This window comes from Subdoligranulum sp. APC924/74 (assembly GCF_003324125.1).
Lineage (GTDB): Bacteria > Bacillota > Clostridia > Oscillospirales > Ruminococcaceae > Gemmiger > Gemmiger qucibialis.
Genome location: NZ_PSQF01000001.1, coordinates 113,201 through 123,625, shown reverse-complemented (window position 1 = coordinate 123,625; position 10,425 = coordinate 113,201). Strand labels below are relative to the sequence as shown.

The window sequence follows — 10,425 nt, the reverse complement described above, 5'->3', positions numbered from 1 at the left end:
AGCCTATTAGATTTCTGCATCCTCAAAGATGTCTTTGAACTTCCAGACGATTTCGATGCTGTCATGCCCATGAACATAGATAGCGGAGATCAGGGCATGAGCAAGCTCGTATGTAAGCCCTGCGCCTTTCTGGTATTCGCCAAGCACCGCATCAAGCCTCTCATCGGAGCAAGGATGTTCAGAGTCAAGCTCCTGCATCCGCTCATGGCCTTGACGGATTGCTTCTTCGTTTTCAGACATCTTCGTGTCTGTCTCTGCTTTCCGCTTGAGGTATTCCGCCTTTGTGATGCTGCCGGAAGTGTATTTCTCATACAGCCTGAGTTTGACTGCCTTGAGCTGTTCGGACTGTTTCTGCAAATCGCGGATTGTGTCCGCGCATTCTGTGATGGCAGATTTCCTGCGCTTGCTGATCTCGTGCTCTTTTACTGCGGTCTTTTCGACCAGAGCGAGCATTTGCCCAATCGCTTTGTAAGCGGTGTCCTCAATCCATGCCTCGCTGTATCTTTCGCCAACCGGGCACTCCGTATCACGGTCATTTGTTGAGTGAGTACACTCAAAGAAGTAACCACTTTCATTCCTGCGCTTGCGTCTGGTAAGAGCGCGTTTGCAGTTGCCGCAGCACACAAGTCCTTTGAGTGGATAATAGCGCGGGTTCCGTTTGGGCTTCTTTACGCCGCCCCGAATAACGGACTGAGCCTGTTCAAGCTCTTCTTTGCTGACAATAGCTTCGTGCATTCCCTCAACGACAATCCAGTCTTCCCGATCCTGTGGGATGCTCTTCCGTGAGCCGACACCGCCGGACTTGCGCCTGTGGCCTACCGTCGCTCCGGTATAAACATAGTTGGTCAGGATTTTATAGACCATAGATGCCGTCCAGCTTATCTTATCGCTCATGTAGCTGAACTTCTTCTTATCAGGATGCTTGCTTTTGAAATACTGTCCCGGCGTCGGGATGTTGTCGTCGTTCAAACTAATAGCAATTTGTGAGGTGTTCCGGCCTTCCAGAGCTTCATCAAAGACCCTACGAATGACTTCCGCCGCCTCCGGGTCAAGCTTGAGTTTGTTGCGGATTTCGGGATGAAGCACATAGCCGTAAGGAGCATAGCCGCCCACATACTTGCCTTGCTTCATCATCTGGATTTTTGCCGTTGTCGTTTTGACCGAGAGGTCCTTGCTGTACGCAGCATAGATGATGCTGCGCATAACAACCTCAAGGCCACCAGTTGTTCCCCTGTAATCGTCGCTGTCATAGCCGTCGTTGATGGAGATAAAGCGAACGCCCATGAACGGGAAGGTGCATTCGAGATAATTGCCCGTCTCGATGTAATCACGAGAAAAGCGGGAAAAATCTTTGACGCAGATCAGGTTGATCTCCCCGTGCCGGACTTTCTCCATCATCGCCGAGAACTGAGGACGATGAAAATTTGTCCCGGTATAGCCATCATCCGCGAACTCAAGCCCCGGATATTGGGAAAGCGTCGGATGGTTGTCAAGGTAGCGGTTGATGAGCATACGCTGGTTGCCGATGCTGTCACTCTCTGCCTTGTTTCCGCTGCCGGTATCTTCATCAGCCATAGAGAGGCGGATGTAGATGCCGATGGTGTAGTCTTTGTTCATTTACATCGCCTCCTGAACTTCCTTGATACTCTGAATGGTCAGCTCGTAGATGTCACCGTACTTCATGACCAGCTCCACAGCGCCGCCCTCATGGACTTTGACCAATTCAACAGACTCGTCTACTAAATCTTGAGAGAGCTGCGTTGCTGTGCTGACAGATTTCATCAAGGTAATCCACTTGTTATCGACCGACATAGCTTCGTCGAACTTGCTCCGGCGCTGTACTGCCTCATCCAGACGGCGGGACAGGTTAGCGTATTGTTCGTCATAGCTCTTCTTGGCAAAGGAGTATTCCGCTTCATCCAGAAGCCCCTCGGCATAATCCTCGTAGAGGCGTGCCCGCTTCTTAGAAACGCCGTTGAGCCGCAGATTCAGGCTTGTAATGAGGGCATTCTGTTGATCGCGGATGTTTTTCTCGCCCTCGCTGCCCCTGAGCTTATCCAGCAGCTTGTCATAGTCAAGCGCTGCTTCGACTTGAAGTTGGATCGCTGCAAGTACATTCGCTTCGAGCGTGTCCTGCCTTGTGTAATGGGAAGTACAGTGCTCGTAACGCCGACCTACTGAGGTACTGCATTCATAGTAGGCATACCAGCGCTTCCGCTTGTCTTTGTCGATCCGCTTGCGGTGGAAGTACATCTTCTTCCCGCAGTCAGCACATACGATTTTCCCCTCGAAGAGGTTTACGAGCGTTGCCCGGATTTCCTCGGTTTTCTGCATACTCGTCTGACGAGCCTCAGAAGCCGCTTGGAGGATGTCCTGCACCTTCTGGAAGTCTTCACGGGAAATAAGCGCTTCGTGCGTGTTCGGGAACACAATCCACTCGTCCTTATCTTTGACATTGTGGGACTTGATACCCTTGTAGATCGCCTTCATAGAGCGTCCGAGAACCGTATCGCCTACATAATGCGGATTGGTCAGGATGCCGTACAGCGTTGAGCTGTACCATCCTTTACAGGAGCAGCCATCTCCCTTGCGGGTTCCGGTCTGACGCTTCCGCAGCTCCGTATTAGGTGCTCCCAGCCGGTCAAGCTCATCAAGGATCATCGGGGTTGACCAGCCCTCAATTTTCCATTGGAACATGAGCCGCACATACTTCGCTGTCTCTTCATCAACGACCATGTTTGTGTGCTCTTCATTCCAACGGTAGCCATACGGAAGGTTACGCTTTTGGAAAGTCCCTTGCTCCATCTGCGCTTTCAGGGCGGTGGAGACCTTCCGGGAAATGTCCTTTGAGTAAAGGGCATTGATCATGTTTTGCAGCGGGATCATCAGGCTCTCATTTGAACCGTCCGTATCAAAGTTGTCGTAATGCTCCTTGATAGCGATGAACCGCAATCCAATCTGCGGAAAAATGCGTTCCAGGTAAGTGCCGGTTTCAATGTAGTCGCGGCCAAAACGGCTGAGATCGCGGACTACCAAGCATTTTATTCTGCCGCTTTTGATGTCAGTTATCAGGCGGTTGAACTCCGGCCTGTCGAAAACCGTACCGGTGCGCCCGTTATCCACATAAACATCAACGAGATCGAGATAAGGGCATCCAGAGATATAGGATTTGCAAATCTCTATCTGATTGGTGATTACATCTACCTTTTCAGACTTTCCGCTGTTCTCCACAGAGAGACGGGCATAGATGGCTGTCGGAAAGATTTGCAGCGGTGCTGCTTCGCAAACCGGTTCTGCGGTTACGATTTTTCTGCTTTTTCGTGCCATACGCTCATCCCTCCTTTATCCGGCAATGGCAAGTTCATCGGCATAACCGAGAACATATTCAAGTGTCTGCTGATATTCGTCTTTGTACTTGAAGATAATCTCTATCGCGTGATCTTCATAAATCAGGATGCGGTCAACCAGCGCCATAAGGACGCGGCGGTTCAGTTCCTCAATGTTTTCATACTGCTTGAAGAGCGTCACCCAATTCCGTTCGGTAGTGCCCGTTGTGACCGTCTGCTTCATCTCTTTTTTCACACGAAGGAGAGCTTCCTGCTTTTCCTCAATGATTTTGGTATAGCTGTTACGGAACTCGAAGTATTCTGACTTGTCAATGATCCCATCCGAGAGGTCTTCATAAAGCCGAAGTTTGAGTTTTTGATAACGCTCAATCTCTTCTTCGAGCTTCGCAATCTGCGCTTCATAATTGAACGCCTTGCGGTTCTGAGAAGGAAGACGCTCGATCATCTCAAGAGCCTTTTCCAGATTGACCACAAGCTCGATCTGGTCATGGATGGCGCGGAATACCTTTTCCTCGACCTCTTTTGCACTGATGCTGTGCGGGCTGCAGGTCCGGCTATGCTTGTTCGTCGAGCAGACATAGTAGATGTACTTCTTCGTCTTCGATGGAACAGTTTTGCGTGTCATAGACTGCTGACAATCCCCACAGAACAGGAAGCCAGAAAACAGGTGTGCCTCGTCCTGATCGGGTGAGCAGCGCATATCCCGCTTCATCATGGTCTTGACGGCCATGAAATCCTCATAGGAAACAAGCGCTTCGTGCGCCCCCTCGACCTTGACCCACTCGGTTTCGTCTTTCGGCTGCACAACGCGCACCTTGTAGTTTGGCGTACCGCGCTTGCCTTGGGCAAGGACACCGATATATACCTCATTGGTGAGGATGCGCTGGACAGCCTTGTAAGTCCACTTTGCAGTGTCGCCGGTCTTGAAGACGGTATCGAACTTCACTCCCGCCGAGTGCTTATACTCCATTGGAGAAAGCACGCCCATCTGATTCAGCCTTGCGGCAATGCGACCGATGGAGAAGCCGTCCTTGTACATGGCAAAGATCATCTGCACATACTCGCTGACAGCCCCATCGACGATGAGCTGGTTTTTGTTATCCGGCGATTTCTTGTAGCCATAGGGAGCGAACGCCCCGACGAACTCACCGTTCTTTTGCTTGACCTCCAAGCTGGATCGAATTTTCATGGAAATATCCTTGCAGTAGGAGTCGTTGATGAGGTTTTTGAACGGGATAACAAAGGAATCCGACTGCGGATCGCCGGTCAGACTATCGTAAGCGTCGTTGACCGCGATAAAGCGGATGCCGAGCTGCGGGAATATCTTTTCCAGATACCGCCCGCCGTCGATGTAGTTTCTCGAAAAGCGGCTGAGGTCTTTGACCACGATGCAGTCAATCGCGCCTTTGCGGATTGCGTCTTCGAGCTTTTTGAAGTTCGGACGATTGAAGGAAACGCCGCTATAACCATCGTCAACGAACGGCTCGCAGACGATTTCCAGATCGTCATGCCGCGCAATGTAGTCCTCGCAAATGGCTCTTTGGCTTGCAATGGAGTTGCTTTCAACTTTGTCCCCGTCTTCACGGGACAGACGGCAGTAAATCGCCGTCCGGTAAACTTTTCCGGGCATAAAAAAACCTCCGTTTTCTGTTTGGTGTGATACATCAAATCAGAAAGACGAAGGCTTCTGCTTCTTGTATGAGGAAAACACGATAAAGCCACATGACCCTCAAGGGCAGCGGCTTAGTCCATGTATTCTTTTTTGACCTGACTTCATTGTATCACAGGCTCAATCGCTTGTCCATAGAACCGGGCGAAAAGATTCAGTTTGTTCATAATCAAAGTCCTCTCAGATAATGTTCCAGACAGTCCTCCAAGGTGGTGTCTGTCTTCGAGAAGCTGATCTTCACGACGGTCTTCCCGTCCAGATAGCAATACGGGTTTCTGATCTGTCGGATAAAATCCCGCAGCCGGTCATCCTGCGCAGCCGCAGGCTCAAGCCGGATGCTGTCCCGCTGGACAAGGGTACTGCGGTCAACCGTCTTCGGGTTGACGCTTCTCATGGTTTCTACGCTCATCATATTACAAACACCTCCCTGATGATGTGAACTTGTATTCAGGACAAAAGGATATGGCGGAGCGCCGGTTAGGGACACTCCGCCACATAGTTTTCATCCTGAAAACTTGTATGCTGAATGTAGCTAATTGGTTTGTTTCGTGTTCCGGCATATTTGCAGCTCGCACCCCCGCCAGAAGAGCCTTGCGGCTCCGGGAATGCTACGGACTACCGACGGTTAATCGGTATCATGGGACTCTCACCCCTCCGAGGAACGCTCCGAGCCGCCCCCGGCAATCCGGGGACGGAAGTATCATTATACCCAACTTCTCCATCATGGCGAACAGCCGCACCACACGGCAGTTTAGCCTCTCTGTTGATCGCTCGCTTCCGTGAGGAAGGTCTTGGCGGCAGAAGGCAAGTCGCTTCGAGAAAAGAGGAAAGATCCGCAGCACTGGATATTCTGTTTTCAAGGTACTGTGAAGCCGGTCTTGATTGACCCCTTCACTTTACAACGGACATTTTTCCCGCAAAACTTGGCACCCCTCAGAAAAAAATTTTTGCTTTTTTTCGGATTGCGGCAACGAGCTTGCAGACACGGGAGATGGAAAGGCCAGAAGAAGCAGCATATTCCTGCTGGCTTCCTCCATACTGGATGCAAAAGAGAAAGACTTCTCTTTCTCTCGCCGTCAGTTGCTCCATAAATTCCGCTTCCTGTATTTTGGTAACAACCTCGTTTGTGAAGTCATGGGGGTCGGCTAACCAAGTCGGTGCGTTGACTTCATCCTCTGGGACAGCATCCAGCGACAGCACAGTGGAAGGCTGCGCATCCTCGCTGTCTTCGCAGTCAGATGCTCCCCCGGTATCGTAGGAGCGCCGGAGCTTCTTTTCCTCATTGCGGAGTGCTTTCATGACCTCACGGTCAACCTCCGTAGTCTCGCCGGTGGCCTTCACGCGCACCATGCACTTGCCGTCCTCGGTAGTCCAGAGGTCGTAGTCGAACTCAACGGGTGTTTTGGGGATTCTTTTCATTGTCTTGTCCTTTCCGCTGGCTCGGAGCAGCGGATGGACAAGACTAAAAAAGAGCCGCATGACGGTGAGCTGATCTTCCCATACCGATAAAACAGAGCTTAGAAAACTCTGTTCATGCGGCATTAGGAAGACTCACCAATCAGCGGCTCCACAGCACAGCTATAAAATATTGAATTGAATTTGTTATCTCCTTACCTTCTGTGAAGGCGGAGGTATAACCGTCTCATGTTGATCACATCAAATACGGTTTCCCGGCCACAGGCTTTGCACTTGGCCTGTATGTGACCACGGGAATCCTCGAATACAGCGATAGCGTTATGCCCACAATATGGACATTTCACCATACGCATCTTCTGGTTGACAATGGCGCATCGCGCCCTGCGGATTTTCTCCTGCATCTCCGGTGAAGGCTCTGAGACACGAATGTTTTTCTTCATGCCCACACCTCCAAAGGATCGTTGTACTCGCTGCATGGCCGTGTTTCCAAGTGGCCGAGCTGTCTTAGTCGGATGACTGCGGCTGTCTTGGAAACGCTGAACTGCTGGCAGATCATATCAAGGGCAACCTTATCCCAATAGGCATAGGTTCCATCATAGCTGACGAGTTTCCGGCCTCTGGCATAGTACGCAACGGCAAGATCGATTTCACGCTGGGGCATCAGGATGGCCGCGCCTAAGACATTGGCTTGCCATTCATTCCAGTCCTCGCGGGTCTTTAGCTCCCGGAGCGAATAGGCTGTCCGGGCGGAGTATTTCCGCCGACAAGCTTCCCGGATTTTGTCTGTCTCCATCTGGAACAGGATTTGATGGGCGCACTCATGGGCGAGTGTAAACCGCCGTTTCCCGCAGAGCTTGCGAATCTGTGAAGGCTCGATAAAGTTCCTGTCCATCAGGACTTCGTTTCGGTGCAGCGGGATTTTGCGCTGAAAGCCTCTGTCCTCCACGATGTACTCGGTATCGGTGTAAGCGGTCAGGCCGCAGATGCTTCCGTCCTCAGACAGATAAGCGAACGAAACATTCAGGCCGAGATATTCGCGGGCAAACTGGTCAATCGGCGTACCGCGAGGCAATCGCCTCCCATCCGTATCGGGTCCGAAAAAGAACTCGTTAAAATCTTTTGTGACCGCCGCAGCGATTTCTTCAATCTCTTTGTGCGATAAAATCATCTGGCTCCCTCCTTTGCTTCTACAAACCATTTTGTTCCCTCCTGAAAGAGATACGATTCCCTCCCACGGATCATCACAGTATAACGAATACCGCCGCCTCCAACTTTTTTAGAAGCTGCACGGCATTTGTACAGGATTTGGTCAATCTGAAAGATCAGGCCGTTTTCCCAACGGATAAACCGAGGATGACATACTCCTTCTTCGTCAACATCCAAGTTGACCGAGACATACGCCTTTCGGCAATGTGTGTTCGTCATAGCCTACCTCCATGTGCTCTAAAAGTTACGCAAAACCGGGCATAACTTCCGTATTCCTGTTGACATACACACTGTTCGTGTGGTATCATAATCACGAACGGGGCGTTCGCGTTGATAACAGCATAGCATGAACAGATATTTCATGTCAATGCCTTTTGCGAAATTTCTGTTCGTGTCCATAATTGTTTTTAGAAAGAGGTGCCTTATGAGTTTCAAGGATAAGCTGAAAGAGAAAAGGTTGGAAGCGAACCTTACGCAAGTGCAGCTCGCCGAAAAAGTATCTGTGACACCGAGAACCATCCAAAATTATGAGCTGGGCACTCGCAAACCTACCAAGCTTGAAATTGTGGAAAAGCTGGCGAAAGCGTTGAATACTACGCCCGAATATCTTCTCGGTCAAAACGGGCTGCTCGTCGTTGCAGCCCACGAACAGGGAGGCGCGAAAGCAGCCAGAGATATTGATGATCTTGTCAGTGAAGTGACTGGTATGTTTGCCGGTGGACGGCTCAGTGACGAAGCGCTGGATGGCGCGATGAAGGCATTGAACGAGGCCTACTGGATTGCCAAAGAGAAGAACAAGAAATACACTCCGAAGAAGTACCGCAAGGGAGCGAATCAGCAGTAGCCGCATCATGCTATCTGCGATTCTCCCATCCCCGGGAGGTGAACACGATGAATGCTGAAAACCTCTCGAAAGTCGGCAGCAAACTTGTAAAGCGCTGCGGGACGCGAGATCCATTTCGCATAGCACGGCAGCTTGGCATCGAAGTCCTGTTCTGCGAAGACTTCGGCCCTCTGAAAGGGATGTACCGGGTGATCAAGCGCAGCCGTTTTATCTTCATAAACGAAAACCTGAGCGGTCGGATGCAGCGGATCGTCTGTGCTCACGAGCTTGGGCACGACCAGTTGCACCGCAATCTGGCAAAAGGAAGCGCAATACAGGAGTTCATGTTATATGACATGACTACAAAGCCGGAGTACGAGGCGAACATCATTGCAGCAGAAATCCTGCTCGACACCGATGAGATTCTTGAGTACATCTATGACTACGGCTATACATCCGAACAGATTGCACGGGCAATGGGCACGGACATTAACCTTGTCGCATTAAAAATTGCCCACTTGGCGGAAAGCGGATATGATCTCCGGCGCATTGAACATAGGAGCGACTTCCTGAAATGAAGACCTTAGAGGGAGGCGACGAACGATTTGAACTATGACTCCTATCTTGCCCGTGCCATAGAGATATTTAACGATAAGATGGATGCTGACTTTTCCCCTGATAATGTCATCCTTACCTGTTTCATGACCGACGATCAGGAAGAAATCTTTGAGCAGTTCTGCGCTCAGTATTTCCCTTACCGGCTGAAAGATCGGTATCAGGAGAAAGGCTACTTCGACTTCCGGGCATCCTCCTTTATCGGGATGGACAACGGCGGTAAGGACGGCATCCTGCTCCGCACGGACATACCCTACCATCCTGTTGAGCTGCTTCATATCTTCCTGCATGAGCTGGCGCACATTTACTGCGTCCATCATGAACTGGATGGGAAAAGCTTTTATGACGAATACTGTGAAGGCTATGCGCAGACCAACGAGGAAGACGGCATGATCAACGCCGGATATGCCGTCTGGCGGGAGTGCATTGCAGAGATTATTGCGATTGAATGCGACGATAACTGCGACATCTTTCCGATACGGGACAAAAAGAAGATGCTTGCCCAACTCAGGGACGAGATCGACCAGCGGGACGGCAAGCTGCTCGTAAGCGAGATTCTAACAGCGGTGATGACCAGTTCTGAGGTCGAGGCATCCCAAACATGGGACGAAGCTGAGAAAGCAATCCACAGCTTAAAGCTGTTTGATACCCCGCCGGAGCTGGATTTGATGAGGCTTGTCTTCAACCAGCTCCAGGCCAGGCTGATTGAAATTGATGTGGACTTTATTTCAGAACTGGGCTTCCTGTATCTGAATATTTTATCCCTTAGTTTACTGCGAAACTTCCAGATGCCTTGAAGGCAACATTTCGTATTGATATGAGACAGCAAATCGGGAGGTGTGAAGATGAGTATAAAAGAAGCGCTGATCGGAGTATTTTCAGATGATCCCATCAACTGGTTAAAATGGGGAATTGTATTTGCGATTCTAATTGGCGGTTATATTATTGCCATTCCGCTTTATGGGAAAGTCTCATCCCGTCTGAGCTGGGAGCGCAAGCGGGATATTGCGCGAAGCAGGGACCATGTGATTAAGGCAGCTCTTGTTAAAAAGCATCCAAAAGGCGAAGTTGGAAAGTACGATTGGAGCGCTACCTACCATTACGAATTACAGGGTGAAGAGCGAGAATATCACGCCTACTTCAAAGAACCAACCAGACCGCCTGTTTATCTGTATCTGTACTATTTGGATAATCCCCGCAAGCTGTTTTCGGTGGAGGAATATCACTATGAGAACCACAAAGCAATCCTGCTTCTGCCTGTCATTTTTCTCCCGTGGATTTTGGCGTTAGCTGCGATGTTCCTTTTGAACATCCCGTTGCCAACAAGGTGAGTCGGAACCAATAGAATT

Annotated in this window: 11 protein-coding genes; 4 read left to right on the top strand and 7 right to left on the bottom strand. The window is 50.3% G+C overall.

The features are described from left to right. Positions 1–6: 6 nt before the first annotated feature. The 7 genes from C4885_RS00590 to C4885_RS00555 form a co-directional block, all read right to left on the bottom strand. The gene (locus tag C4885_RS00590) at positions 7–1,617 is read right to left on the bottom strand and encodes a recombinase family protein (protein WP_113998557.1); all 1,611 of its coding nucleotides are present in this window, start codon (positions 1,615–1,617) and stop codon (positions 7–9) included. Beyond that, positions 1,618–3,327, bottom strand: a complete 1,710-nt coding sequence (locus C4885_RS00585) for a recombinase family protein (protein ID WP_113998556.1) — start codon at positions 3,325–3,327, stop codon at positions 1,618–1,620. Positions 3,328–3,342: 15 nt separating this feature from the next. Next, on the bottom strand, positions 3,343–4,977 hold the full coding sequence (locus tag C4885_RS00580) for a recombinase family protein (protein ID WP_113998555.1): 1,635 nt from the start codon (positions 4,975–4,977) through the stop codon (positions 3,343–3,345). A 208-nt stretch (positions 4,978–5,185) separates the two neighbouring features. Further along, positions 5,186–5,428, bottom strand: coding sequence for a DUF6870 family protein (locus C4885_RS00575; RefSeq protein ID WP_044986832.1), 243 nt, complete (start codon positions 5,426–5,428; stop codon positions 5,186–5,188). Between the two features lie 521 nt (positions 5,429–5,949). Further along, complete coding sequence (locus tag C4885_RS00570) at positions 5,950–6,435, bottom strand: sigma-70 family RNA polymerase sigma factor (protein ID WP_113998663.1); 486 nt, start codon at positions 6,433–6,435, stop codon at positions 5,950–5,952. 433 nt (positions 6,436–6,868) lie between these two features. Further along, positions 6,869–7,600, bottom strand: coding sequence for an ImmA/IrrE family metallo-endopeptidase (locus tag C4885_RS00560; RefSeq protein ID WP_113998554.1), 732 nt, complete (start codon positions 7,598–7,600; stop codon positions 6,869–6,871). After that, positions 7,597–7,857, bottom strand: coding sequence for a hypothetical protein (locus C4885_RS00555; RefSeq protein WP_004611994.1), 261 nt, complete (start codon positions 7,855–7,857; stop codon positions 7,597–7,599). Before C4885_RS00555 ends, C4885_RS00560 begins: the two co-directional genes overlap by 4 nt. A 205-nt stretch (positions 7,858–8,062) precedes the next feature. Between C4885_RS00555 and C4885_RS00550 the strand changes: the two genes are divergently transcribed. Genes C4885_RS00550 through C4885_RS00535 form a run of 4 tightly spaced genes read left to right on the top strand, consistent with a single transcriptional unit; the run spans position 8,063 to position 10,407 of the window. Beyond that, positions 8,063–8,482 carry a helix-turn-helix transcriptional regulator gene (locus C4885_RS00550; RefSeq protein WP_113998553.1) on the top strand — a complete coding sequence of 140 codons (420 nt, stop codon included), beginning with the start codon at positions 8,063–8,065 and terminating at the stop codon, positions 8,480–8,482. 47 nt (positions 8,483–8,529) lie between these two features. Further along, positions 8,530–9,039: an ImmA/IrrE family metallo-endopeptidase gene (locus tag C4885_RS00545; RefSeq protein ID WP_113998552.1), complete on the top strand. Its 510-nt coding sequence runs from the start codon at positions 8,530–8,532 to the stop codon at positions 9,037–9,039. A 27-nt stretch (positions 9,040–9,066) separates the two neighbouring features. Beyond that, complete coding sequence (locus tag C4885_RS00540) at positions 9,067–9,873, top strand: hypothetical protein (RefSeq protein ID WP_242979411.1); 807 nt, start codon at positions 9,067–9,069, stop codon at positions 9,871–9,873. 48 nt (positions 9,874–9,921) lie between these two features. Further along, a complete protein-coding gene (locus tag C4885_RS00535; RefSeq protein ID WP_113998551.1) occupies positions 9,922–10,407 on the top strand; it encodes a hypothetical protein in 486 nt (161 codons plus the stop codon). Positions 10,408–10,425: the final 18 nt, after the last annotated feature.